At 40.1% G+C, this 24,767-nt stretch carries 29 protein-coding genes and 1 tRNA gene; 9 read left to right on the top strand and 21 right to left on the bottom strand.

The annotated features are described in order from the left end of the window. The first annotated feature begins 24 nt into the window (after positions 1-24). The 4 genes from GR929_RS16495 (at position 25) to GR929_RS16480 (ending at position 5,340) form a co-directional block, all read left to right on the top strand. A complete protein-coding gene (locus GR929_RS16495) occupies positions 25-312 on the top strand; it encodes an HU family DNA-binding protein (RefSeq protein ID WP_159521808.1) in 288 nt (95 codons plus the stop codon). A gap of 228 nt (positions 313-540) precedes the next feature. After that, entirely contained in the window at positions 541-2,091 is a 1,551-nt protein-coding gene (locus tag GR929_RS16490) for an Rne/Rng family ribonuclease (RefSeq protein WP_159521806.1), read from the top strand. Positions 2,092-2,155: 64 nt separating this feature from the next. Further along, positions 2,156-3,202: a response regulator transcription factor gene (locus GR929_RS16485; protein ID WP_159521804.1), complete on the top strand. Its 1,047-nt coding sequence runs from the start codon at positions 2,156-2,158 to the stop codon at positions 3,200-3,202. Positions 3,203-3,327: 125 nt separating this feature from the next. After that, the gene (locus GR929_RS16480) at positions 3,328-5,340 is read left to right on the top strand and encodes a protein-disulfide reductase DsbD family protein (RefSeq protein WP_159521802.1); all 2,013 of its coding nucleotides are present in this window, start codon (positions 3,328-3,330) and stop codon (positions 5,338-5,340) included. Between the two features lie 75 nt (positions 5,341-5,415). Here GR929_RS16480 and GR929_RS16475 read toward each other — a convergent pair whose 3' ends face one another. The 6 genes from GR929_RS16475 to GR929_RS16450 form a co-directional block, all read right to left on the bottom strand. After that, positions 5,416-5,781, bottom strand: coding sequence for a putative zinc-binding protein (locus GR929_RS16475; protein WP_159521800.1), 366 nt, complete (start codon positions 5,779-5,781; stop codon positions 5,416-5,418). Positions 5,782-5,794: 13 nt separating this feature from the next. Continuing rightward, positions 5,795-6,751, bottom strand: coding sequence for a permease (locus tag GR929_RS16470; protein ID WP_201301041.1), 957 nt, complete (start codon positions 6,749-6,751; stop codon positions 5,795-5,797). A 62-nt stretch (positions 6,752-6,813) separates the two neighbouring features. Then, complete coding sequence (locus tag GR929_RS16465) at positions 6,814-7,515, bottom strand: aromatic aminobenezylarsenical efflux permease ArsG family transporter (protein ID WP_159521796.1); 702 nt, start codon at positions 7,513-7,515, stop codon at positions 6,814-6,816. Positions 7,516-7,517: 2 nt separating this feature from the next. After that, a complete protein-coding gene (locus GR929_RS16460) occupies positions 7,518-7,904 on the bottom strand; it encodes a nitrophenyl compound nitroreductase subunit ArsF family protein (protein ID WP_159521794.1) in 387 nt (128 codons plus the stop codon). Between the two features lie 2 nt (positions 7,905-7,906). Further along, positions 7,907-8,146 (bottom strand): thioredoxin family protein, encoded by a 240-nt coding sequence (locus GR929_RS16455; RefSeq protein WP_159521792.1) that lies wholly within the window; start codon positions 8,144-8,146, stop codon positions 7,907-7,909. 56 nt (positions 8,147-8,202) lie between these two features. Beyond that, positions 8,203-8,502, bottom strand: coding sequence for an ArsR/SmtB family transcription factor (locus GR929_RS16450; protein WP_159521790.1), 300 nt, complete (start codon positions 8,500-8,502; stop codon positions 8,203-8,205). Positions 8,503-8,643: 141 nt separating this feature from the next. Here GR929_RS16450 and GR929_RS16445 point away from each other — a divergent pair, with 141 nt between their 5' ends. Next, on the top strand, positions 8,644-9,696 hold the full coding sequence (locus GR929_RS16445; protein WP_159521788.1) for a M20 family metallo-hydrolase: 1,053 nt from the start codon (positions 8,644-8,646) through the stop codon (positions 9,694-9,696). Between the two features lie 84 nt (positions 9,697-9,780). Here GR929_RS16445 and GR929_RS16440 read toward each other — a convergent pair whose 3' ends face one another. The 3 genes from GR929_RS16440 to GR929_RS16430 all read right to left on the bottom strand — a co-directional run bounded on the left by GR929_RS16440 (position 9,781) and on the right by GR929_RS16430 (position 12,048). Beyond that, positions 9,781-10,437: a tetratricopeptide repeat protein gene (locus tag GR929_RS16440; RefSeq protein ID WP_159521786.1), complete on the bottom strand. Its 657-nt coding sequence runs from the start codon at positions 10,435-10,437 to the stop codon at positions 9,781-9,783. A 207-nt stretch (positions 10,438-10,644) separates the two neighbouring features. Then, the gene (locus tag GR929_RS16435) at positions 10,645-11,349 is read right to left on the bottom strand and encodes a head GIN domain-containing protein (protein WP_159521784.1); all 705 of its coding nucleotides are present in this window, start codon (positions 11,347-11,349) and stop codon (positions 10,645-10,647) included. Between the two features lie 114 nt (positions 11,350-11,463). Continuing rightward, positions 11,464-12,048: a hypothetical protein gene (locus tag GR929_RS16430; protein WP_159521782.1), complete on the bottom strand. Its 585-nt coding sequence runs from the start codon at positions 12,046-12,048 to the stop codon at positions 11,464-11,466. Between the two features lie 147 nt (positions 12,049-12,195). Between GR929_RS16430 and GR929_RS16425 the strand changes: the two genes are divergently transcribed. Continuing rightward, a complete protein-coding gene (locus GR929_RS16425) occupies positions 12,196-13,356 on the top strand; it encodes an iron-containing alcohol dehydrogenase (RefSeq protein WP_159521781.1) in 1,161 nt (386 codons plus the stop codon). Positions 13,357-13,415: 59 nt separating this feature from the next. Here the strand turns inward: GR929_RS16425 and recN are convergent, their stop codons facing one another. The 5 genes from recN to GR929_RS16400 are packed head-to-tail and all read right to left on the bottom strand — an operon-like array spanning position 13,416 to position 18,419. Continuing rightward, on the bottom strand, positions 13,416-15,068 hold the full coding sequence (gene recN, locus GR929_RS16420; protein WP_159521779.1) for a DNA repair protein RecN: 1,653 nt from the start codon (positions 15,066-15,068) through the stop codon (positions 13,416-13,418). 17 nt (positions 15,069-15,085) lie between these two features. After that, positions 15,086-15,997: a type IX secretion system protein PorD gene (gene porD, locus GR929_RS16415; RefSeq protein WP_159521777.1), complete on the bottom strand. Its 912-nt coding sequence runs from the start codon at positions 15,995-15,997 to the stop codon at positions 15,086-15,088. 48 nt (positions 15,998-16,045) lie between these two features. Next, complete coding sequence (gene coaBC, locus GR929_RS16410; RefSeq protein ID WP_159521775.1) at positions 16,046-17,254, bottom strand: bifunctional phosphopantothenoylcysteine decarboxylase/phosphopantothenate--cysteine ligase CoaBC; 1,209 nt, start codon at positions 17,252-17,254, stop codon at positions 16,046-16,048. 16 nt (positions 17,255-17,270) lie between these two features. Beyond that, a complete protein-coding gene (locus GR929_RS16405; RefSeq protein ID WP_159521773.1) occupies positions 17,271-17,606 on the bottom strand; it encodes a DNA-directed RNA polymerase subunit omega in 336 nt (111 codons plus the stop codon). Positions 17,607-17,612: 6 nt separating this feature from the next. Continuing rightward, a complete protein-coding gene (locus GR929_RS16400; RefSeq protein WP_159521771.1) occupies positions 17,613-18,419 on the bottom strand; it encodes an outer membrane protein assembly factor BamD in 807 nt (268 codons plus the stop codon). 210 nt (positions 18,420-18,629) lie between these two features. On the opposite strand from GR929_RS16400, the gene GR929_RS16395 reads away from it, so the two are divergent. Then, entirely contained in the window at positions 18,630-19,823 is a 1,194-nt protein-coding gene (locus tag GR929_RS16395) for an aminotransferase class I/II-fold pyridoxal phosphate-dependent enzyme (protein ID WP_235934421.1), read from the top strand. Positions 19,824-19,909: 86 nt separating this feature from the next. Here the strand turns inward: GR929_RS16395 and trxB are convergent, their stop codons facing one another. Further along, positions 19,910-20,908 (bottom strand): thioredoxin-disulfide reductase, encoded by a 999-nt coding sequence (gene trxB / locus GR929_RS16390; RefSeq protein WP_159521767.1) that lies wholly within the window; start codon positions 20,906-20,908, stop codon positions 19,910-19,912. A gap of 226 nt (positions 20,909-21,134) precedes the next feature. Between trxB and GR929_RS16385 the strand changes: the two genes are divergently transcribed. Both GR929_RS16385 and GR929_RS16380 read left to right on the top strand, forming a co-directional pair. After that, a tRNA-Pro gene (locus GR929_RS16385) sits at positions 21,135-21,208 on the top strand. A 153-nt stretch (positions 21,209-21,361) separates the two neighbouring features. Continuing rightward, on the top strand, positions 21,362-22,582 hold the full coding sequence (locus GR929_RS16380; protein WP_159521765.1) for a tyrosine-type recombinase/integrase: 1,221 nt from the start codon (positions 21,362-21,364) through the stop codon (positions 22,580-22,582). A gap of 31 nt (positions 22,583-22,613) precedes the next feature. Here the strand turns inward: GR929_RS16380 and GR929_RS16375 are convergent, their stop codons facing one another. The 6 genes from GR929_RS16375 to GR929_RS16350 all read right to left on the bottom strand — a co-directional run bounded on the left by GR929_RS16375 (position 22,614) and on the right by GR929_RS16350 (position 24,751). After that, positions 22,614-22,979, bottom strand: a complete 366-nt coding sequence (locus tag GR929_RS16375) for a hypothetical protein (protein WP_159521763.1) — start codon at positions 22,977-22,979, stop codon at positions 22,614-22,616. A 108-nt stretch (positions 22,980-23,087) separates the two neighbouring features. Next, positions 23,088-23,300, bottom strand: a complete 213-nt coding sequence (locus GR929_RS16370) for a hypothetical protein (protein WP_159521761.1) — start codon at positions 23,298-23,300, stop codon at positions 23,088-23,090. Next, the gene (locus tag GR929_RS16365) at positions 23,297-23,605 is read right to left on the bottom strand and encodes a hypothetical protein (protein ID WP_159521759.1); all 309 of its coding nucleotides are present in this window, start codon (positions 23,603-23,605) and stop codon (positions 23,297-23,299) included. Before GR929_RS16365 ends, GR929_RS16370 begins: the two co-directional genes overlap by 4 nt. After that, positions 23,602-23,922: a hypothetical protein gene (locus tag GR929_RS16360; protein ID WP_159521757.1), complete on the bottom strand. Its 321-nt coding sequence runs from the start codon at positions 23,920-23,922 to the stop codon at positions 23,602-23,604. Before GR929_RS16360 ends, GR929_RS16365 begins: the two co-directional genes overlap by 4 nt. 65 nt (positions 23,923-23,987) lie before the next feature. After that, positions 23,988-24,497, bottom strand: a complete 510-nt coding sequence (locus GR929_RS16355) for a hypothetical protein (RefSeq protein ID WP_159521755.1) — start codon at positions 24,495-24,497, stop codon at positions 23,988-23,990. A 14-nt stretch (positions 24,498-24,511) separates the two neighbouring features. After that, positions 24,512-24,751: a hypothetical protein gene (locus GR929_RS16350; RefSeq protein ID WP_159521753.1), complete on the bottom strand. Its 240-nt coding sequence runs from the start codon at positions 24,749-24,751 to the stop codon at positions 24,512-24,514. Positions 24,752-24,767: the final 16 nt, after the last annotated feature.

Here is a 24,767-nt window from a genome sequence, read left to right as displayed (position 1 = left end):
ATTGAAAACTAAATATTTTAAGAGATGACTAAAGCAGATATTGTTAATGAAATTAGCAAGAACACGGGAATCGAAAAAGTAACAGTTCAAAAAACTGTTGAGGCTTTTATGGAAACAGTAAAAGACTCACTTACTGACGGTAAAAATGTTTATCTTCGTGGGTTCGGTAGTTTTATCGTAAAAAAGAGAGCTGAGAAAACAGCACGAAATATTTCAAAGAATACAACAATTATTATTCCTGAGCACTTCATTCCGGCATTTAAACCAGCCAAAACGTTTGTTGCTCAAGTTAAAGACGAAGTAAAAAAATAAAGTTATGCCAAGCGGAAAAAAAAGAAAAAGACATAAGATGGCTACGCACAAGCGTAAGAAAAGATTGCGTAAAAACAGACACAAGAAAAAGAAATAGTCTGACGCCTTTTTTTAGCAGTAGCTATTAAGAGAAATTAATGATTAAACCTAAAGTGCAAAAGTGCTTTAGGTTTAATCCGTTTATTAACTAACTAAAAAATAAATTATTATTAAAATCAAAATAACGTTGTGAGTAGCGATCTAATTATTGATGTCTCTCCCTCAGAAGTCGTTATTGCCTTATTAGAAAATAAACGCCTAGTTGAACTTACCAGGGAAAAAAGCGGAGCAAAATTTGCAGTTGGCGACATTTATTTAGCCAAGGTGAAAAAAATTATGCCGAGCTTGAACGCTGCATTCATCGACGTTGGTTATGAAAAGGATGCATTTTTGCATTATCTCGACATGGGACCCCAATTTTCAACTTTAAATAAGTTTATGAAAATTGCCAGTTCCAAAAAGAACCGTATTTCTTCATTATCTAAAATTCATTCCTTGCCCGATATCAATAAAGAGGGCAAAGTAACAGAAGTATTGAAAACAGGCCAGAATATTTTGGTTCAGATTGCCAAAGAACCAATTTCTACCAAAGGGCCACGATTAACTTCAGAGCTTTCAATAGCTGGACGAAATTTAGTGTTGATGCCTTTTAGCGACAAAGTTAGTGTTTCGCAAAAGATTAGCTCAACCGAAGAAAAAAACCGGCTGAAAAAATTAATTCAAAGTATTAAGCCGAAGAAATATGGTGTGATTGTTCGAACTGTTGCCGAAGGAAAACGGGTAGCAGAACTAGACCAGGAATTGAAAAGACTGGTTGCTAAATTTGAAACTACTTTCCAAAAACTCAAAAAAGCTACCGCCCCAGCTTTAGTAGTCGGAGAGATTGACCGAACAACAGCATTACTACGAGATATTTATAACCCAACGTTTAACAGCATCATTGTTAATGATACAGCTGTTTCTGATGACGTTGCAGACTATATTGCAACGATTGCTCCTGAAAAAAGGAAAATGGTTAAAACCTACACCGGTGGACAACCCATTTTCGAACATTTTGGGGTCGATAAGCAAATTAAAGCGTCATTTGGTAAAACAGTTTCGTTTAAAAACGGAGCTTACCTGATTATTGAACATACAGAGGCTTTTCACGTGATTGACGTTAACAGCGGCAATCGGTCAAAAGCCGGAGTGGATCAGGAAACCAATGCAATGGAAGTTAACCTGGCAGCAGCTGAGGAGATAGCAAGACAGTTGAGGTTAAGAGACATGGGAGGTATCATTGTTATCGATTTTATCGATATGCATGAATCAGGAAACCGCCAAAGGGTTTTCGAACGTATGAAAGAGGCGATGGGAGTCGACCGTACCAAGCACAACATACTTCCGTTAAGTAAGTTTTGTTTGATGCAGATCACTCGCCAGCGGGTAAGACCCGAAGAACATGTGGACACAGCTGAAGTATGTCCATCATGCAAAGGCACCGGAAAAATTACGCCTAGTATTCTCTTTACTGATGAATTAAGTAGCAAAGTCAACTACATTTTTAAAGACTTAAATAAAAAGAGTTTGACCTTGAAAGTTCATCCGTATGTAGCGGCATTTCTGACTAAAGGAATTCATTCCATTAAACGGAAGTGGGCTTTTAAATATTTCAAAAGAATCAATGTTGAATCGGTTAACGCCTACAGCTTTTTGGAATATCATTTTTATGACGATAATTTAGAAGAAATTATTCTTTAATATTGAAATCCCGGACTTTGTTCGGGATTTCTTATTTTTAGGGCTAAATTAATTGGGTCATTCTATGTTGAGATATTTATACACAGTTCTGTTTTTATTTTTCTCATCGTTTGCTGGAGCATACGAAATTTCAGGAAAACTGAATCTGTCAGATGATTGGCAGCCTCGGGTTTACCTGGCGTCAATCAATGCGCCGGAAAACTTGTTTGTCGCTTCACCCGAGTTTATTATTAATGAGGCATTGATTGACGCCGATGGCCAGTTTTTGTTGACCGGAAATGATTTGCCTGAAGAACCCCGGTTTTATCGTATTTACGTCGTTCGGAATAATCTTTTTGCCGTTGAGTTTATTGCCGGCTCGGTGCGTAATTTTGCACACTTGTTATTGAGCAATTCGTCAATAATAGAGATAGAGAGTTCTGACAATAAATCTGTTTTTGATTCTTTAGTTGTAAGAGGACCAAAGATAAACTCCAAAATCAGTCAGTTTGAGAAGAGCTATTTTGAGAAACAGAAACGCCTGAATTCTATAAACACCATTGCAAAGCGCGATTTTCAATCACAAAGTCTTAACAGGTATATTCGGAATTTTGTAGATAGCTGTGAAAATTCTATGGTTGCTTTGTTTGCGATATACCATATTATTGATCCCAAAACGGACTTTTTGAGAAACAGCCAGTTTTACTTCCATTTTCAGGATCGGTTGAAATTGGATTTTCCATCGCATATTTATACTTACGCTTATGACGATATGCTAACAAACCTGGTTGGTTACCGTGATCTGGTTTGCGAAATTCCACGAATTACAAAGCCTTGGCGCGACTGGATTATCGCAGGTGAGGGATTGGTGATCCTGTTGTTGGTATGGTGGATTTTTAGAATACGTCGATCTCTTAATAAAAAGGAAGTGGTTGATTATCGCTCTTTACTTACCGACAAGGAATTTAAAATTTGGGAACGGTTGGCAACAGGAAAAAGTAATAAAGAAATTGCAAGTGAACTGTTTATTGAATTGAGCACGGTAAAAACCCATATTAATAGCTTATACCGCAGGTTAAATGTTGCTAATCGCAAAGAGGCTATTAAACTCTATAGCGACTCGCAAAGCTAATGTTCTTGGGGGTCTAGTCCCTATTTCAAACCAATTGCCTCCGGGTTGAAGCCGTAAATAGTAAGTCATTTCCCAATTCGCATGCTTATATTTGTGTTGAACAAATAAATACAAATTCAAACGCAATGAAGCAACCTATTTTAATCATCACCTTTTTAATTATCTCCTTCACATCATTTGGTCAGATACTGGAACCTGTAAAATGGTCTTTCGATTCAAAACAAGATGGAGATCAGGTTCAGCTAATTTTTAAAGCAACGATAGAAGAAAGTTGGCATTTGTACGACACTTACCTGCCTGAAGGAGGTCCTGTCGCAACTTCAATTAATTATGAGGATACGACCCGGTTTGCGTTTGTGGGTGATTTGCAGAAAACACCAGAACCCTCTGAAGAGTTTGATGAAACATTTCAGATGGTTTTACGATACTTTAGTCACCAAGCAGAGTTTGTCCAAAATGTGAAATTGAAGACAGATGAACCGGTTACCATAAACGGCTATGTTGAGTTTATGTGTTGTGATGACGAAACATGCCTGCCTCCAACAGAAGTTGATTTTTCATTTACGTTCAATGATTCAAAAGAGCAGGCGGTCGGAGAGAGTAAAATAAATGTTGAGTCGAATACAACCAAAATATTAACCGATAAAGGAAAAGAGGGTTCCACGGAGACACTTTGGTTGTTTTTCTTCTTTTCGCTTTTGGCAGGGTTTGCAGCGATTCTAACTCCCTGCGTTTTCCCGATGATACCGATGACGGTGTCATTTTTCATGCACAGTGGAAAATCAAAATTGAAGTCCAGACTACATGCTGCCTTCTATGGATTCTCGATTATTGCAATCTATACGATTGTCGGTACACTTGTAGCTGTAGTGTTTGGACCAGATGCAGCCAATTGGTTGAGTACTCACTGGTTACCCAATACCTTGTTCTTCATTATTTTTGTTGTTTTTGCCTTTTCCTTTTTTGGTATGTTCGAAATAACTTTACCAAGTTGGTTGGTTAATCGGTCAGATAAACAGGTCGATAAAGGCGGGTTTTTGGGATCTTTTTTCATGGCGCTGACCTTAGTTTTGGTTTCCTTTTCTTGTACCGGTCCCATTGTTGGAGCTATTTTGGTTGAGTCGGCTGGGGGAGCGGTGTTGAAACCCATTGTAGGAATGTTTGGGTTTGCATTAGCTTTTGCTTTGCCATTTACCTTATTTGCATTATTCCCGGGATGGTTAAACAATTTACCCAAATCAGGAGGTTGGTTAAATTCGGTGAAGGTGGTTCTTGGATTTCTGGAGCTGGCACTTGGTCTCAAATTTTTAAGCATTGCCGATCAGACGTATCATTGGGGAATCCTGGATCGTGAGGTTTATCTGGCTCTTTGGATTGTCATTTTCATTTTAATGGGCTTTTACTTATTAGGTAAATTGAAGTTTTCGCACGATAGTGATGTGAAATTTGTTTCGGTACCTCGACTGATGATGGCAATTATAACTTTTTCGTTTGTGGTTTATTTAATTCCTGGAATGTTTGGAGCACCATTGAAGGCTATTTCTGGTTACCTGCCCCCACAAACAACCCACGATTTTGACTTGCATAAAATTATTCGGGATGAGGTTAAATTGGTTGGTGCTACGGGTGGAACAATTGGTTTTCATGAAGGAAACGAGCAGTGTGAAGATCCTAAATTTGCAGAGTTTTTACATTTACCACATGGGCTCGACGGTTATTTCGACTACGAGCAGGGAATGGCTTGTGCAAAGGCTTTAAATAAACCCGTATTCATCGATTTTACAGGGCATGGTTGTGTAAACTGTCGCGAGATGGAAGCTAATGTTTGGTCTGACCCACGCGTGTTGGAAAGACTAAAAAATGAGTTTGTGATTATTGCTTTGTATGTAGACGATAAAAGTAAATTACCCGAAAGTGAATGGGTGACTTCAACTTACGATGGAAAAGTAAAGAAGACTTTAGGTAAAAAATATGCAGATTTTCAAATTACACGATTTGGTGTAAATGCTCAACCGTATTATGTGCTTTTAGATAATAACGGAGACTTGTTGGTTGATCCAAAGGCCTACGATTTGAATCCGGATAATTTTATCGACTTTTTGGATCGAGGGATGAACGAATTTAAAGAAAGAAACTAGATTTTTCTGTTGTAGTATTTCAAAGTAGCGGTTCGGTGGAAACTGAACCGCTATTCTTTTTTTTTTCGTTTCTTTTTAGTTGTTTATCATTCTACAATAAACTTCTTCTACGTTGTGTGAGTTGGCTGGCGTTTCTCCTTTTACATAGCCAAAATCAGTAAGTCGCACGTGAGTAAAGTTATCCAGGTTATTTTTTTCCATCGTGTGTTTTCCGCAATCAAGCGGACATCCATCAATGATCAGCATCTCAGAATCTTTAATCGAGTTAATCATGTTTTCAATACCGGCACCAATAAAAGCCAGGCATTTCATTTGTCGGTCGCCATTTTGATGCATCTTGCGGGCTACCAAGTCAGAGATTTGTCCCAGATCAGCTGCACCGGAACATGCAAATACTGTTTTTGGTGTGTGTTCATCACAAGAACAAGTTTTCTTTTCCATGATTTTTTTTATTTTAAGTGAATATCAGGTAGTTGAACGTAAAGCCAATTAGTATAATTCCGGAAGCGACGACAAGCACAAAGACTGCAATCAGTTGCCATCTTAGTACTTTTTTCAGAATGATTACTTCAGGAAGAGAAAGCCCGATTACGGACATCATAAAGGCTAGAGCAGTGCCTAGTGATACACCTTTTTCAATTAGCACACTTACAATTGGAATAATACCAGCCGCATTGGAGTAGAGCGGAATCCCAACCAAGATAGCTAGTGGAATGGAATACCAATTTTGATTGCCAAGTGCGGAGGATAGAAAATCGTTGGGGACAAAGCCATGTGCTCCTGCACCAATCGCGATACCAACTAAAATGTAAATCCAGATTTTGCCAATAATTTCTTTTACCGAATCCCAACCCGCTTGAATACGTTGTTGAAAAGTAAGGTTTGCGTTTTCTTCCTCCAGTTGGGTTGCTTTTACCTTGTAAACCCACTCAGCCACATATTTTTGGAGGTGAAGTTTTTCAATGATGAACCCCGCCATAATCGCGATTAGCAAGCCTGAGACAACATAAATGACAGCCACCTTCCAACCAAACAGGCCAATGAGCAATACCAAGGCTACTTCGTTGATCAGCGGAGCCGCAATCAGAAATGAAAAAGTAACTCCAATTGGTATTCCCGCTTCAACAAAACCCAGGAATAGCGGAATTGCCGAACAGGAACAAAACGGCGTAACAATTCCTAACAGAGAAGCCATTATATTGCCCGTGAATAGCGATTTCCCTTCCAGTACCTTTCGTGTTTTCTCGGCCGAAAAGTAGCTTCGGATGATGCCGATAATAAAAATGATCAATATCAACAGCAGGATCACCTTGGGTACTTCGAACAAGAAAAAGTTGACTGCCTGTGTCAAATGAGCTTCCGGATTCATATGAAAAACGTCATAAGTAATCAGGTCAGCAAACCATTGCATATTTACGTATATCAATATCCAAATCGGGAGGCCGAGAAGTAAGAGGTATGTTTTTTTGTTTTTCATGAAAACCAGATAATGATGATGTAATAAATGCCGACACCAATAAAAAGGGTGGCAACGATTCGGCGGAACCAAATTTCAATTACTTTGAGGTGATTGTATATGGAGCCAACTTTCGCAATGGCGAAAGCGATTAGCCAGGCAAATACAATCACGGGCAGGGCTGTTGCAATCGCAAATATTATGGGAAGAACTAAGCCGGACGCCGATTGAATTGTCATAGGAATCAGCATTCCAAAATAAAGCACACCACTGTATGGACAGAAAGCCAAAGCAAACAAAACACCAACCAGGAAAACATCCCAAAAGCTGTGTTTTTCTTTAGCTTCAAATTTTTGACTGAGCTTACTGAATCCCGGGAAGTTCAATTTAATTATTCCAAGCATGACCAAACCAATCAGTACCAAAAGTGGCCCTAAGATGCGTTCGCCATATTGTTGAAAAATTCTCGAGAACTTCAGTTGATCGGCACCCAAAAAAAGGATAAAAGCCAGGCTGGTGTACGAAAAAGCTCTTCCCAGTGTGTATACCAACCCACTGATAAATACCCGTTTCCTGTCGCTAACATCTTTACCCAAGAAACCAATAGCGGTTATGTTTGTGGCCATCGGGCAGGGGCTGATAGCCGTCATCAAACCCAAAATTAAGGCTGACAATGCGGCATAATTGGTATTTTCAAGTATGCTTTGTAAAAGCTCCATGTTTATTCGTTGTCCAATTCTTTCACCGCTTTTTCAATCGCAGCTTTCAATTTGTCTGGATTGCTTCGGGCATACATAAATCCTTTGTTGGTCAGATCGATGTTTTTCTTTCCGTTAGTAATAATCAAAGCCTGTCCGCCAGCTCCAACCTTTTCTGCAATAGCCATATTTTTATCCTCGTCAATATTGAGTGACTTGAGTTGGATTTGCATGGTCTTTAGTGCTTCCGAAGAAACATTTTCAACAGCTTTGCAGGTTTCGCAACGGCGCGTATTGTGGAAATAAAACGCTTCGATTTTCGTATCTACTTGTTTCTCGGCAGAACTTTCTGTTTGTGCAAAACAGCTTACTCCCAACATTAATAAAAGGCTTAAGAATACAGTTTTCATGATTATTGGTTTTTGGTGATAAGTTCGATAATTTCTTTTTTTGAAGGCACTTTGCCGCTTAAAACAACTTTTTCGTTAATGACCAATGCAGGAGTACGCATGACGCCGTATTGCATGATTTTAAGCATATCTTCCACTTTTTCAACCTTGGCTTGCACTCCCATTTCCTTAACAGCCTCATGAGCTGTTTTTTCAACCGTTTTGCACTTCGCACATCCGGTTCCTAATACTTTGATTTCCATGGTTCTTTATTTTTATTGTCAGTTCGTAAAAGTACGAACATTGTAACTAAATTTTTTTAGATCTTAAAATGGCGTTTAAATAGTTGTCTTGCTTTTTCCCAATTCTCCCGATTAATACAATATTTAATTTTTGGGGCTTCAATTTCTCCCTGAATCAATCCGGCATCTTTTAGCTCTTTCAGGTGTTGTGAAAGTGTCGATTTTGCAATTGGAAGAATCTCTGACAAGTCACCACTATAGCAGCATGCTTGCTTGGTGAGCAATTCAAGAATGTACATTCTTATTGGGTGGCCCATCGCTTTAGCATAGCGGGCTGCCAGTTTTTGTTCTTCAGTGATTATTTCTTGCTCAATCATTTTTGTTCGTTAAATTACGAACAAAAGTATGAAATAATCTTTTAGATCACATTAAGTTTTTTGTTTTATTATTTCAACTGCGGGAAAAAGCATATTTTTACAGGACACAGTTTGCTGAAGAAAAATTGATAACTCCTATTCATGAAAGAATATATCGAGCTTTTACAGACCTTAATCAGAACCCAATCGTTTAGCAAAGAAGAAGAGCCGGCTGCAAATTTGGTTCGTCAGGTGTTAGCAGAAAAGGGAATTCCATTTCAAACCAAGACAAATAATACCTGGGCAAAAAATGCAAACTGGAAGGATGGTCTTCCGGTTATTTTGCTCAACTCACATGTGGATACGGTTCGCCCCGGGAAAAGCTGGACTAAAGATCCGTTTGGTGCTGAGCTAAAGGATAATTGCTTGTGGGGATTGGGAAGTAACGATGCGGGTGCTTCATTGGTCACGTTATTAGCCGTATTTATTCATTTCAATAAACAGGCTGATTTGCCATTTAACTTGATTTATGCTGCGTCGGCAGAGGAAGAAATTTCAGGTCCGAATGGCATGGCGAGCTTGATTGACGAGTTGGGAGAAGTTGATCTGGCCATTGTTGGAGAGCCAACTCAAATGCAAATGGCGATTGCCGAAAAAGGCTTGATGGTATTAGATGGCACGGCACACGGACAAACCGGTCATGCTGCCCGTAACGAAGGAGAGAACGCACTATACAAAGCGTTGGATGACATTCAACTGTTGCGTAACTATCAATTTGAGAAATCTTCAGAAGTCTTGGGTGATGTAAAGATGTCGATTACTCAGATCAGTGCCGGAACTCAGCACAATGTCGTGCCTGATCAGTGTTCTTTCGTGGTGGATGTGCGAACCAATGAGTATTATTCAAATCAGGAAGCATTCGAGATTATAGATTCCTTGATTGAATCTGAAGTCAAAGCACGTTCGTTCCGTTTAAACTCTTCAGGGACTGAATTGGATCATCCAATTGTTAAGCGTGGACTGGAATTAGGACTGACTTATTACGGATCGCCCACAACCTCAGATCAGGCGGTAATGCCATTTCGTTCAATAAAGATAGGTCCCGGGGACAGTGCTCGTTCTCATACACCTGACGAATACATCTTACTTTCCGAAATTGAGGATGGCTTTAAAATTTATGTGGACTTGCTGGATGGCTTACAGCTTGCTTATTAACACACTACGTTTTAATTGAACGATTTAAATGTGCAAAAAAAAGCTGTCCGAAGACAGCTTAATATCATTATTCGAATAAGAAAATTATCCGTTGATGGCTTGCGTTGCAGCAGCTTTAAGTTGTTTTGCAGTGTCGTTGTTTGGAGTTAATTCCAACGCTTTATCAAATAAAGGTAATGACTTTTTAAACTCTGCTTTAGCTTTAGCTGTTGCTTCAGCGTACTGATCGTCGGTTGTTTTATATTTTCCGGCGGAAACATCTGTAGCAGCTTGTTTTAGGATTGCAGCACCTTCTTTGTAAAACGCATTTCCTTCTTTTAAATAGTACTTAGAAAGCATGCTTTTCATTTTCGAACTATTTGGATTTGCAGCAATACCGGTTTCCAGCGTTTCAACAAAACCTTCTTCATCACCACTTTTCAGGAGTGAGTTGGCCTTATACAAATAGGCCGTAGACGTTTTGTACTTACTATCAATAGATTGCCCAAAAAATTTGGCTGCTTTTTCGTACTCTTTTGTTTTATAGGCACAATACCCAGCGTTGTACACCATTGCATTGTCTGTTTCTTCCTCGCCCCAATTTGCTAATGACTTCTCAAATAACTCGAGGGCTTTCTTGTAATCTTTTCCCCTTAATGCATCGTTGCCTTCATTTTTTAATTGAACGGCATCAACCGCATCTTGTGCAAAACCTGCAATCATCCCCAGGCAAAATACAATTACTAAAAAAAATCGCTTCATAATTTTATCCTCTTTCAGTTTTATAATAAAATAAAGTTAAATTCTTACTTATTTCTAACGAAGTTCCCCAAAAATAGTAATAATGATTTAAAAACCTAAACAAAATTGATACCGCTTTTTTGTTGAGGCTTACTTCCAGAGTTTATTTCAATAAAAAACAGGAAGCTCAACGCCTCCTGTTTACCGATTTACTAATTAATCTAATGACTAATCAGGACTTACAAAACCAATGCCTTCAATATTTTTGTCAACTCTCGGATCTCCTTTGTATCGTATTTTCCCCACTCCTTCAATTGTTGCTTTTAAATAGTCGGTGGCATAAACCGATGCTCCACCAACCCCTTCAATTTCGATGGTGACTGATTCTGATTTTAATTCATCGGCATCTAAATTTCCGGCTCCGGAAATCCGGGCATCCATTGATTTTGTAACCCCTCGAAAATCAAAACTAACTCCACCTTCGCCAACAACTTTAAAATGATTGGCTTTCATACCCATTTCAATTTTCGCTCCTCCTTCAACATGCAGTGCAAAATCATTCAGCTCAACATATCCTTTTGTTTCAAGCTTTACTCCTCCTTCAATTTCAATTTCATTCAGTTCAACAAACTCAATGTATAAAACCATGCTTTCGAAGGTGAAATGTTTTTCTTTGAGTTTGATCGACAGTGTTCCGTAGTTGCTGTTAACATCAATGTACTCAAAATCTTCTTCGTCAGCTTTTATGCGTAAGGCAGGTTGGTCAGATTGTCTTAAAATTACTTTATAACCACCTTCAATCTCAATACGGTTGAAATTTGCAATGTCGTAAGTTTGAACGTTGTCATCGTCCCACTGTGGAGAAGCCATCAGTTTTGTTGGCGACTTGAACGTTGCCAATAATAGAAGTAAAAGGACCGGAATTGTTCTCATCGCTTATTCTGTTTCGGTTTGGATAGAACAAAACTAGTTAAAATGGAAACTGAAGAGATTATTTATTCGATGAAAGTCTGTTTTTTTCGGGTGAATGAAGTTTTAAGGATGAGCTTACCGGGATTTGTTTCTACGATTCTGTAGGACATAGAGGTATCCAAGTATGTATAAAACCAGTGAAATGGCTATGGAAACAACAATCCAATCTGATAATTTAAAATAGATGGAAAAGGGTTCCCGATAAAAAGTAAATGCCACTACGATGCTGAAAATAATAGCTAGTATGAAAGGAAGTTGAATGCTTGGTTTCTTTTGTAACAGGACACTAAGTCCAATCCACAATGCTGCAGAACTTATTAGGAATATGCCGTCGAGAATTTGAGATTCAATAATTTTTAGGGCGCCAAAAAAAGATGGAATCATAGCAATAAGATATAATATTCGTACCAGGCTGGTGAATATTTTTGTGACTTGATTTTCGCTAGAGAGGTGAGGAAAAAACGATCGAGAAGGCTTGGGTACGGGCTGAAAACGTTGAGTTTTTAAGTCTTCCTCCGAATCAATGATCTTTCGATTCTGCGCTTCTTGTATGGCTATTTCAATCGCTTCTTTTCGGTAGCCATTGCGCTGTTGCAATAAGGTTATTAATTCCTCATCTTTTAGCGAACAAATTTTCTCTTTCAGATCTGTATTTTCCATGTGGCAAAAATAGAAAAGTTATAATTGAGAACCAGTATTTTGTGGGAGCAACATCCATTTTCTTTTTTTCAAAGCTTTAAGTTTATTAACAGTCTTTCTGTAATAGGTTTTGTATTTTTGAGATACAAACCAAAAAATGAAAACGAGATGTATAATTTCAATTTTAAAAATCCGGTTAAAATAATATTTGGAAAAGGGGAGATTGCCAAAATCAAACAGGAAATTCCGAAAGACAAAACTATTTTGCTGACCTATGGAGGAGGAAGCATTTTTAAAAATGGTGTTTACGATCAGGTAAAAGCGGCTACTCAGGAAATGAATGTTATTGAATTTGGTGGCATTGAACCAAATCCGCGTTACGAAACATTGATGAAAGCCGTTTCTATTGTGAAAGATAAGAATGTAGATTATCTGTTGGCTGTAGGCGGCGGATCGGTACTCGATGGAACGAAATTTATTGCTGCTGCTGCCCTTTATAAAGGGGATAATTCGTGGGATATTTGTGCTAAAAGCAATGAAGTTACTGTAACCGAAGCTTTGCCGATTGGAGCCGTGTTGACTCTTCCGGCAACCGGTTCTGAAATGAATGGAAATGCAGTGGTTACCCGAGCAGAAACAGAAGAGAAACTGGCATTTGGCTCACCGGTCGTTATGCCACAATTCTCGGTGCTTGACCCCGAGGTGATTTTTTCATTGCCCGATAGGCAAGTAGCCAACGGAGTGGTTGATGCCTTTGTGCATGTGATGGAGCAATACCTGACTTTTCCCGTCAATTCGCCTATTCAGGATCGTTTTGCAGAAAGTATTCTGATAACCTTAATAGAAGAAGGTCCCAAGGTTTTAGCAAATAGAAAGGACTATGAAGCAGCAGCCAATTTTATGTGGAGTGCAACTTTGGCTTTAAACGGACTAATTGGAGTTGGGGTGCCGCAGGATTGGGGAACACACTTGATTGGTCATGAGCTAACGGCTTATCATGGCATTGATCATGCCCGAACGCTGGCAGTTGTTTTACCAGGAATGATGGATATTCGTCGTAAAGAGAAACAAGATAAGATTTTACAGTATGGAGAGCGTATTTGGAATATAACTGACGGAAGTGTTGATGAGCGAATTAACCAAACAATTGCGAAGACGATTGCTTTTTTCGAATCGGTGGGTATTAAAACAAACCTGTCAGATTACGATGTCCCCAAGGAAACCATTGACCGAATTTCAAATCGATTTGAAGAAAGAGGATTTAAGTTTGGCGAAAAAGGAGATATTGGTCCTGCTGAAATTAAGGAGATACTGGCTCAGCGTTATTAATTTGGTACGTTAAATAGAATAGGAGAAGGCTTCACTTACAATAAATAGTGGAGCCTTTTTTAGTCCAATAATTCGCGTGCAGTTTCGCGTGCGGTATCCGAATTGCGGTCGCCACTAAGCATTTGAGCCAGTTCATCAATGCGTTCGTTATCAGTCAATTTTCTTATTGAAGTAAAGGTTTCGTCCCCTTCATCAAATTTATGAACTTGATAATGATGATCGCCTTTGGCTGCAATTTGCGGGAGGTGGGTAATATTAATGACCTGCATGCGTGTAGAAATGGTCTTCAGAATATCGCCCATTTTTACGGCAATTTCGCCCGATATTCCCGTGTCAATTTCGTCAAAAACAATGGTCGGTAACGATTTGCTATCAGTGATCAGGCTTTTCAGTGCCAGCATTAATCGAGACATCTCACCTCCCGAAGCTATTTTTGAAATCTCCTGAAGAGCAGCACTTTTATTTGCACTAAATAAAAATCGGACTTCATCTTTCCCGGTAATCGTATGTTGTGGGGTTTGCTCAAAATCTAGCTGAAAGGCAGCATTGGTCATACCAAGTTTCTGAAGCATTCCCACCACCGAATCACCAAAAACCTGAGTGACTGACTTACGGCTTGTTGTCAACTCCTCAGTGACTTGGTTAAGTTCAGTTTTTTGTTCGTTCAGTTGGTTTTCCAGTTCTGCAATTTCATCATCGAACGAAGCAATCTGGTTGATTTTCAAATCCAATTCATCACGCTCAGTTAACAATTCATCAACGGTAGCGACATTGAATTTTTGTTGAAGTGAATAAATGGCATCGAGTCTGTCGTTTACCAGTTGAATGCGACTAGGGTCATGTTCAACTTTCTCGGCAACACCGGCACTTTCATCCGAAATATCTTTCATCTCCAGATAGCACGATTCCAGTCGCTGATGAAGCTCTTTGGCCTCCGGTAAGAAATCGCTCAGTTTATTTAAGCGATTTACCTGGTCTTTTAAGTTGGAAAGTAATCCAATTTCATCGCCTTCTAACGCGTCATTCAATTGACCAAAGGTGAGCTTGATTTCTTCAGCGTGCTCCAACTGATTTTGTTCGGCTTCCAGTTCTTCCTGCTCGCCTGGTTTTAACTTCGCTTCATCAAGTTGATTGAATTGAAACTCAAAATAATCCAAGTCTTTTCTGGCTTGATCAGCTTGCTCAATAAGTTTATTGTATGTTGACTTAGTCGATGAATACAATCGAAATGCTTGCTGGTATTTTTCCAGGATTGATCTGTTTTGGGCTACCAGATCAACCAGTTTTAATTGAAAAAGTCGGTTTCCCAATTCCAGGTTTTGATGCTGGGAGTGGATATCGATAAGTTGCAAAGCCAACTCCCGAATCGTTTTTAAGTTAACAGGAGTGTCATTTATAAAAGCTCTTGATTTTCCGGCAGGCGTAATTTCGCGTCGCAAAATGGTTTGATCATCATAGTCTAATTCATGCTGATCAAAAAAATCGGAAAGCTGATAGTTTTTGATATCAAAACTACCTTCAACAGTACACTTCTTATTTTTGTCGCGCAATACCGAAAGATCGGCACGTTGGCCAAGAATTAAGCCCAGCGCTCCCAGTAAGATGGATTTGCCGGCGCCGGTTTCGCCGGTTATAATATTGAAGCCAGTGTTTAATTCAATCGATAGTTTATCGATTAGTGCGTAATTTTTAATATAAAGTGTTTGTAGCAAGGGGGCGTTTTTAAGTGTTAAAACTCTTCAGCTGCTTCTTTTATTTTTTCGTATTTGCTTCCATTCGATGGATCGACTTCGTTGAGGATCGCCAAAACCCGGTTGCGTTCATCGGGATACGATTTAGAAAAGACGTTTACCAATTCATCGGACTTAGCATCGAAAAAAATCTGTAAAATGTACAATGAAGGACGTGACCGGAAGACTTTTTGAATTGACTTTAATGACTCCGCAATTTGGGCTCTTCCTTCTTCAATTTGATCTGACATTCGATCTAAGCCTTGCCGGTGATATTGGTAGGTGCAATCACGAAATGATGAGTACGATTTATTCAACAGGTTTTCAATCAGCCAGTAGCGGTTTCTTTCACTTTCGTAGGCTTTCCATCCCGAATAACGCACATTTTGTACGTTGTTTACAATTTGCTGTGCTTTTTGGAAATACTCGGTGCCTCCATTCGGCGAATACGAATCATAGTCCATCCCTAGAATAATATAGGCGTAGTAGGCCATAATATTAGTCAGGTTATCACGATTCGAAGTTTCATTAAATTCCATATTCTGAAATTCCACGTATTCAACATGAAAATTATTGTCTTTAATGTTGAGCAGTGGACTTTCGTAGTCCGAGTTGAAAATCGGGCGACGTAACTGAACCTGAATACTACCCTTAAATTCGTTGGATGAAACCTGCTCGGTTAGACGGATGTAGATGCTACATTCAATCCGCTCGTCCATCGAATAAACATGATCGGTCCATTTTGTATTGTTCATGAACTCATACAAGTCGGCTTGCATGGTTCGAAACGCATTTTGGTTTGCTCCCTTTATTTGTTGTGCCGAAACACTAATGTTACAACGAAGTTCTTGAGCCAAGGATGACGTAACGATCAGTAAAACAAATAGAAATATAAAGCTGATTTTCTTCATAACTAAAAAATACCTAAGGAGTAAAAATAATTAAATTCTGCGGAAGTATTACAGCTTTTGCAATTCCTGCGAAAGCTTTTCCACAATGTCGGCTGCTACTTCCTTCTTTTGTTTTAACTCAAATTCCTGAGCATTATTGTCTTTCGACAGGATCGTAATTTTATTGGTGTCAACACCGAAGCCGGCTCCTTGATCTTGTAAGCTATTTAGCACTATGAAGTCCAAATTTTTCTTTGCCATTTTGCTCACAGCATTTTTCTCTTCATCGTTTGTTTCCAAAGCAAAACCAACCAACATCTGATTATCTGTTTTCAGCTTTCCAAGAGCTGCAGCAATGTCGGTAGTCGCTTCAAGCTCAATGTTCATCTCGTCAGCTTTGCGTTTAATCTTTTTATCGGCAATAGCTTTGGGCCGGTAATCGGCTACTGCGGCGCACATGATGGCAGCATCCATTTCGGGGAAATAATTTAGGCAAGCGGCGTGCATTTCCTGGGCAGACTCTACATCAATTCGATGAATGTTGAAATTGGAAGTTTCTAAATCAACAGGACCGGCTACTAAGGTAACCTCAGCACCCTGGTTCGCCAATTCTTCTGCCAGAGCAAAGCCCATTTTGCCCGATGAATAATTCCCAATAAAACGAACAGGATCAATTTTTTCGTAGGTAGGTCCGGCAGTTACCAGCACCTTTTTATTCAGAAGTTTTTTTTTTGAGTTGAAGAAAGCGACAACTTCTTCAACCAACTGTTCCGGTTCCTGCATTCGGCCTTTTCCGTGCAAGCCACTGGCCAGTTCTCCTTCTCCCGGTTCAAGAATCACATCACCATACGATTGAAGGATTTCCAGGTTTTTTAAAGTCGAAGGATGTTTAAACATATCCAAATCCATGGCGGGTGCCAGATAAACCGGGCACTTGGCCGACATGTATGTCGTTACCAATAGGTTGTCGGCAATTCCATGCGCCATTTTACCAAGCGTTGCCGCTGTAACGGGCGCTACGAGCATTAAGTCAGCCCACTGCCCCATGTCTACATGCGAATGCCAGGTGCCATCATTTGCCGCAAAAAACTCAGATGCCACCGGCCTGTCCGAAAGTGCAGACATGGTGACCGGTGTAATGAATTCTTTGGCAGCAGGGGTCATCACAACCTGAACCTCGGCACCTTCTTTCACTAGGCCCCTTAAAAGATAAGCTGCCTTGTAGGCAGCTATACTTCCGGTTATCCCTAATATGATATGTTTGTTTTTTAGCCTCATGAAGGCTGTTCCTTTTTTAAAGTCCTTTGCGGTTTTCTTTCGCAGGATTACGATGATAAATTTGAGCTTGTTTTAATTCTTCAAAAGCAATTAAAGTAGGCTTTGGCAAACGTTCGTAATACTTCGAGATCTCAATTTGCTCACGGTTTTCAAATACTTCCTCCAAATTATCAGAGTAAGATGCAAATTCCTGAAGCTTTTGGTTCAATTCTTCTTTCATTTCTGAAGCGATCTGGTTTGATCGTTTAGCCAGAATCATTACGGTTTCGTATACGTTTCCGGTTTGGTCTTCTAAATCGTTTAAATCTCTTGGAACTGTTGAGTTCTCTGCTTTGATTTTCTTATAATCCATATCTATTTATAAATTAGCCTCTTCGTTATAATTCAGTAATTTTGCTACCTCTTTGTAGAACTTATCAGCATCTTTCCGGTCTTTACTTTCCGGAAATTCATCGACAAAGGTAAAATATTCATCCAAAGCTTCGCTTAAACGTTGCTCTTTTTTTTCTTCTATACTATTGACTGCCAAAAGGTACTTTGCTCTCAAAAGCATAAACATTAGCTCTTCCCGGTACTTGGTGTCCGGAAAATCTTTAAGCGAATTGGTTAAAGCAACAACAGCAGCTTTATAATTTTCCAAATCATAATATAATTTTCCGCTTAAAAATGACTTGTAAACCAATTTGTCCCGAAGTTCAATAATCAACCGATTAGCCTCTTCAATACGGTCGCTGTTAGGGTAAAGATTGACATAGAGTTGCAACGCATCAATTGCTTTTTGTGATACCTGTTGATCAAGCCGTGGCTTGGGAGAATCCATATAAAAGCAGTATCCAATCATAAATTGAGCTTCTTCGGCATACTTACTCCTCGGAAAATCTTTAACTAAGGTTCGAAACCAATGTCCCGCCATTAAGTAGTCCCGCATTTCGAAATGACTTTTGGCGTAATAGTAATACATCTCGTCAGCACGACTGGTACCACGGTAGATATTGACCAGCTCATTTAAAAGTTGTGAAGCACGAACAAATTCCTCGTCTTCATAGTATTCAAGAGCCTTTTTGTATTTGAACTCGTAGTCGGTACTTTTTAGTACTTTATTGTAATCGCTACACGAAGTCGCAATAAGAATAACAAACAATGCAAAAAGGGAAAAATTCTTCATTTTTATAAACATGGCGCAAAGATACATTTTTCATTAAAAACCAGCGGCAAATTACGCAAGAATTACTTAAGTAGCGACTTGGTTTAATATAAATTAACAAATTTGTAGACTTATTAAAAAAAATTACATTTGCAGAGTTAATTTTTAAAGCTTTTTGAAGTGGATATTTTTGAAAAATTTCGATCAAATAAAGGTGACATAGGCAAGCACATGGCAAAAGCCCATGGCTATTTTGCGTTCCCAAAGTTAGAGGGTGAAATCAGTGCCAGAATGAATTTCAGGGGAAAAGAAGTTTTAACCTGGAGTTTAAATAATTATATTGGATTAGCCAACCATCCTGAGATTCGCAGGGTAGATGCCGAAGCTTCCAAAGAGTGGGGATTAGCCTATCCGATGGGTGCCCGGATGATGTCGGGGCAAACCAGTCAGCATGAAGAATTGGAGAAGCAACTTGCAGCTTATGTTGGAAAGCCAGATTCCTTTCTTTTGAATTTTGGTTATCAGGGCATGGTGTCAATTATCGATGCTGTTTGCGGTCGTAACGATGTAGTCGTCTACGATAGCGAAGCACATGCTTGTATTTTGGATGGAGTACGTCTACATATGGGTAAACGCTATGTCTATCCGCATAATAATATTGAAAGCCTAAAAGTGCAGTTAACCCGTGCTACAAAGCTTGCTGAAAAACAGGGTGGTGGTATTTTAGTTATTACTGAAGGTGTTTTTGGTATGTCAGGAGACTTAGGCAAGTTGGATGAGATTGTCGCTTTGAAAAAGGAGTTCAACTTCCGCTTGTTGGTTGATGATGCTCACGGGTTCGGAGTAATGGGACCAACAGGAGCCGGAGCACCCGAACACTTTGGAGTACAAGATCAGGTTGATCTTCATTTCTGTACTTTTGCAAAAGCGATGGCCGGAATTGGCGCATTTATCGCTTGCGAAAAAGATATCTGTAACTACCTACGTTATAATATGCGTTCTCAAACGTTTGCAAAATCATTGCCAATGCCGATTGTGGTTGGTTCAATGAAGCGTTTGGAGTTGCTAAGAACAAAACCAGAACTACGCGAGCAATTATGGACTGTTGTTAATGGTCTCCAATCAGGCTTGAAAGAAGCTGGATTTGACTTAGGGCGTACGAACTCGCCGGTAACTCCTGTTTATATGAAGGGTGGGGTAGTAGAGGCAACTAAAGTTGTTATGGATTTACGCGAAAATTACGGTATTTTCTGCTCGGTAGTTGTTTATCCTGTCATTCCGAAGGGTGAAATTATTCTCCGTTTGATTCCTACTGCGATGCATACGTTGGAAGATGTTGACATGACTATTAAGGCATTTAAAGAAGTGAGAGATAAACTTGAGGCTGGAGAATATCAAGGTACGGAAGTACCTGATATGGCTTAGAAATACAAACTTAAGACTATACATGTAAAAATAGCCGGTTGATATTTTCAACCGGCTATTTTTGCATCTAAATAGGTACTTCAGTACTATGCGTGTTTTTCAGACAGGTATCTTTCTGTATCCATTGCAGCTTTACAGCCAGACCCGGCAGCAGTTACTGCTTGCCGATAAATGGAGTCCATGACATCGCCACAGGCAAACACCCCGGGAACGTTGGTTTTTGATGTCCCTGCTTCAGTTTTGATATAGCCAACTTCATCGGTTTCAAGAAAGTCTTTTACAAAATCTGAATTAGGCTTGTGGCCGATAGCCAGAAAGAATCCATCAATTTTAATTTTAACTTCTTCTTCGTTAGGCTCACCTTGGTTCTTTACTAAAATTGCTCCTTCAACCACTCCATCACCAGTTAGCCCTTTGGTTTGGTGTTTCCAAAGAATTTCAATGTTTGGTGTTTTTTTCACGCGATCAGCCATCACTCTCGATGCTCTTAGCACATCGCGACGTACAACCAAATATACTTTTTTAGCTAGCCCGGCTAGGTAAAGCGCTTCTTCGGCCGCAGTGTCACCACCTCCAACAACAGCTACATCTTTTCCTCGGTAGAAGAATCCATCGCATGTGGCACAGGCAGAAACGCCTCCACCGGCATATTTTTGTTCATCTTCCAGTCCCAGGTATTTAGCAGTTGCTCCGGTTGCTAATATCACAGCTTCAGCTTCGATCAATTTTTTACCATCAATCCAGACTTTGTGAATATCGCCGGAGAAGTCAACTTTGGTAGCGTAGCCAAAGCGAACATCAGTTCCAAAACGTTCAGCTTGCTTTTTAAAGTCTTCCATCATGACCGGGCCGGTTACTCCTTCGGGATAACCCGGATAGTTTTCAACCTCGGTTGTTGTGGTTAACTGACCTCCCGGCTGAAGACCTTCATACATCACCGGATTTAAATTTGCGCGGGCCGCATAAACGGCAGCTGTGTACCCAGCCGGTCCCGAACCAATAATCAGGCATTTCACTCTTTCAGCATCGCCTGTAGGCTCTGTGTTTTGTTTCTCGTTTTCGTTAAGATCTAATGATTTAAACATGACTTTGTATCTTAGTGTTTTTTATTATCTGGCTAGCAAAATTACACAACATCTAGATATTTACAACATTTGATCAATCAATAATAATGAAGGTGTGATAGATGTAGACTATTGAAAAATGATTTTAATAGTCGAAATTAATTTTGCAGAATTCGCCGCTTTATATACTTTTGCAAGCACTTCAGTAAAATCAGCTGGATGCTTGGTTTTAGGTAGAAGGAATAATCGGGATGTGGCGCAGTCTGGTAGCGTACTCGTCTGGGGGGCGAGGGGTCGCAAGTTCAAATCTTGTCATCCCGACACTGTTAAAAACCCTGCAATAATCGTGAAAGCGGCTGTTGCAGGGTTTTTTTGTGGGTGGGTACTTTTTATGCTTAGTTGCATTTTTGTCTATTTAAACCGTATCTTTAATGAGTAGAACGGGTAAAAAACGGGTAAAAAATACGATGTTGTATGGCTACGGTAAAATTGTTTTTGGATGAACTCCGACCAACGAAAGGCGGGCGCTTTGCTATTCGGCTACAAATTGGCCACAAATCAAGTAAAACAACGATTAAAACTCCTTATGCTATTCCAAAGGATTATTGGGAGAACGGACAAATTAAAAAGCGTTGTCCGGGTATTGCTAATGTGGCGCGGGCCAATGCCGACATTAATAAGCGACTAAGCAAGGCTACTGAGGTTATTGAACAGTTAAACGGTACCGCATTAATCAGGCGGCTGAGCTTAACTGATTTGAAACGACGTATTGAGGTGGCATGCTCTGATAGTGATCTAGTGGTGAGCGATTCGTTTCTTGATTATATGGAAGCGTTTGAGGTGCGAAAGCGGGCAACCAATAAACGAACCGCAGAAATATACGGTATTACAAGGCGAAAGATATTAGCGTTTCAAAAAGGGGCTCCGCTGATGTTTGCTGATCTTTCGGTGAGCTGGTTGAATCGGTTCGACTTGTGGATGATCAACCGGGGAAACTCGGCTAATACCCGGTCAATTGAATTTCGAAATATCCGGGCGGTGTTTAATGCGGCGATTGATGATGATGAGTTGCCGGGGGTTACGCTGGGCGATTACCCGTTTCGAAAGTTTAAAGTGATGCACGAAAAAACGGCTAAGCGTAATTTTTCTATTGAATTTCTCCATGCTCTGTATCACAAAAAGGGGCTCAAAAATACGGAGGCTCGCGACTTGTTCTTTCTGATCTTCTTTTTAATTGGCATTAACCTGATCGATTTGTTTTACCTCGAGGCGGTGCATGATGGCCGGATCGAATACCGGCGGCGGAAGGGTGGCAAACATTACAGTATTAAATTGGAGCCTGAAGCGATGGCGCTGCTCAAAAAATACAAGGGTAAAAATAGATTGTTGTTCTATGGCGACCGGATGAAGGTGTACAATAGCTTTAAAAAGTATGCAACTTCGGCCATGCGCGAACTGGCAAGCGAGTTGAATGTTCCGAAACTGACGACTTACTACGCGCGGCACTCATGGGCCAGTATTGCGCGAAACATCGGTGTGAGTAAAGATGATATTCGCAGTGCATTGGGGCATGGAGATAATACGGTGACGGACATATATATCGATCTGGACCGCGAGTTGATTGACAAAGCGAACCGACAGGTGATTGATGCGGTGATTAATTATAAGCCAAAAAAAAAGCCCGCCAACTCGTGACGGACTTCTAACCAATAAACCTGAAACTAAACTATGCTGCTTTTTTCTTTTCAATCCAGTTTTTTACCAGCCTGATGATGAACCGGACTCCATCAACAAACATAACTTGCTCGGTGTCTTCTTCCAACAGGGGTATGTCAATTACCTTGTTAAGTGCGGTGCCTGCCAGTTCTGAGGCTTCGCTGTAATTGCCTTCGAATGCCATGTTGATCGACTGGTTTAACAACGGATCGATGTCGTCGGGAATGAATTTGTCGGCCTTTTCATCCAAAAAGTTTAATACAATCTTTAACGCCGGTCCGTCGAATGGCTCCGCGTAAAATGGTAATTTAATCATGTCGTCGCCTGCTTTAGCGATCAGTTTTTTTGTTTCGGGTGTGAATACTTTTCCGTCCATGTTTTCGATTTTTAAAGAGTTTTTTTATTGTGCTGAATTTTATTTTTAATCGGAATGAACGTTTAATCATTCCGTCAATTTGCTTTTGGGTAAGGTCTTTGCCGTCTGCTACCATTTTTGTTTTTTTGCTTTACTGAACAGACCAAAGCCGGTCCACATCGAAATGACTGCCTGTACTTCTACATAGGTCGAATTTGGTATTAATCCGGGCTTAACGAGGTTTGCGATAAACAAACCGGTTCCGGCGGCTGCTCCTAAGGTTGTTTTTTTACCATCGAGCCACTGCCATGCTTGTTTTAATTTTTCGAAAATCTTTTTCATCGGTAACGGGGTTGAAATTCAATATGTATGTGGTCGGCTTCCTGTATCACATCGTAGTCGATGCCGAGGCGCTCTTTTATTTCGCTGCGTACTTGCTGCGCTTCTGCCTTGCTGAAAAAACGGGTGCGAATGTCAATGGCATTGCCTGAGTAGTGCAGCGAGGTGAGGGAGTGTTTGCCATCTACACCGCTGGTTATAACTACCTCTTCGCCATGATCGCGACATACCTGGTCGGCTATCATTCCGGCCAAAAGTATCTCGGGAGTGATGCCTTTTACTTTTACTGACTGGTCTTTTATTCTCATCCTACTTTTGTCTTTAAAATGGAGATGTCTTTGTCGTGCTCATTTAATTTTTCATCGTGTGAGTGAAGACGATGATTAACAACTGAATGATTTTTGTCGCAATAGGTTTCGTAAATTGTTTGCTTTGTTTTAAGTACTTCAACCGCGGCACGAAGGGTTTTCGAGGTATCGTTTAACGTCGCTATTGCTTCGGTTTGCTTTTCGTCGCGGGTGTCCTGGTCTTTGAAATACTTGACAATGAAAAACCCGATAATCGCAAATACTACTGTTACTGTTATTGAGGTCAGCGCGATGGCTAATTTTACGATCAACTCCATATTGTTTACTTTAATATATTTGCTACACAGTCGCCCAAAATAATTGATGGGCGACTGTGTGTTTTTTACTCCCCGTCCTCCTCGGGTTTTATCAGCTCCCAAATGGCCATTGTTTGGCTTTGGTTTAGCTGTAACCCTTTCAACTTTTCGATGTTAAAATAGTGCGGCTCAAAGTCGCTTTTATTCATCATGGCCAGCTTGATGTGCTCGCGCCACTTTTGGTGCAGGGGCTTAACTTTCGACCAGCCTTTTTGCTTGGCGTAAAAGTCGGTTTCGGCGGCTTCCATTTCGGTTTGCGAATAGGTGAACCTTTCGTGTCCTGCTTCGCGGGCTGCCTTCATCTTACCATTGATGTAGTCGTTTTGCGCTTTATCGGCTCCTTCTTTGTGCGCATCCATCCATTCGACTAGCTCTTTATCGCGGGCTTTTAAAATTGCTTCGCCAATGTCTTTCTCGGCTCGTTCCAGTCGCTTGATGTTTTTTCCCAGAATGTATTGAAACTCAAAGTCGGCGATGTTGTTAAAGTCGGCTGATTTCAATTTTTGCAGTTGCAGTTTAATTTCTTCGTTTTTCATTTTACTGGTTCAATTTAAAAGGTGAGTGATTCGTTTAAGGTCAATACTTCGGCTTTTAGCTGGTCGAGTAGCGCGGTGCTGATGTGTTCGGCCTGCCCGGTAATGACAAATTCGCCCGTTTCGCGGTTAAATGCAATGCGGGCATTCAAATGCAAATCAATACTTACCTCGGCGCTGTTGGCGGTTAAGTTTGCTTCTACGTTGTCGATGCCTTCCGGCTTTACGATTCCTCGTGTGCTTGTTTGTGTAATCATGATTATTTAATTATTT

It is taken from the genome of Sunxiuqinia indica (genome assembly GCF_009847015.1).
In the GTDB taxonomy this organism is placed as follows: Bacteria; Bacteroidota; Bacteroidia; order Bacteroidales; family Prolixibacteraceae; genus Sunxiuqinia; species Sunxiuqinia indica.
The sequence above is the reverse complement of the archived record's forward strand: the minus strand, read 5'-3'. Positions and strand labels throughout refer to the sequence as shown.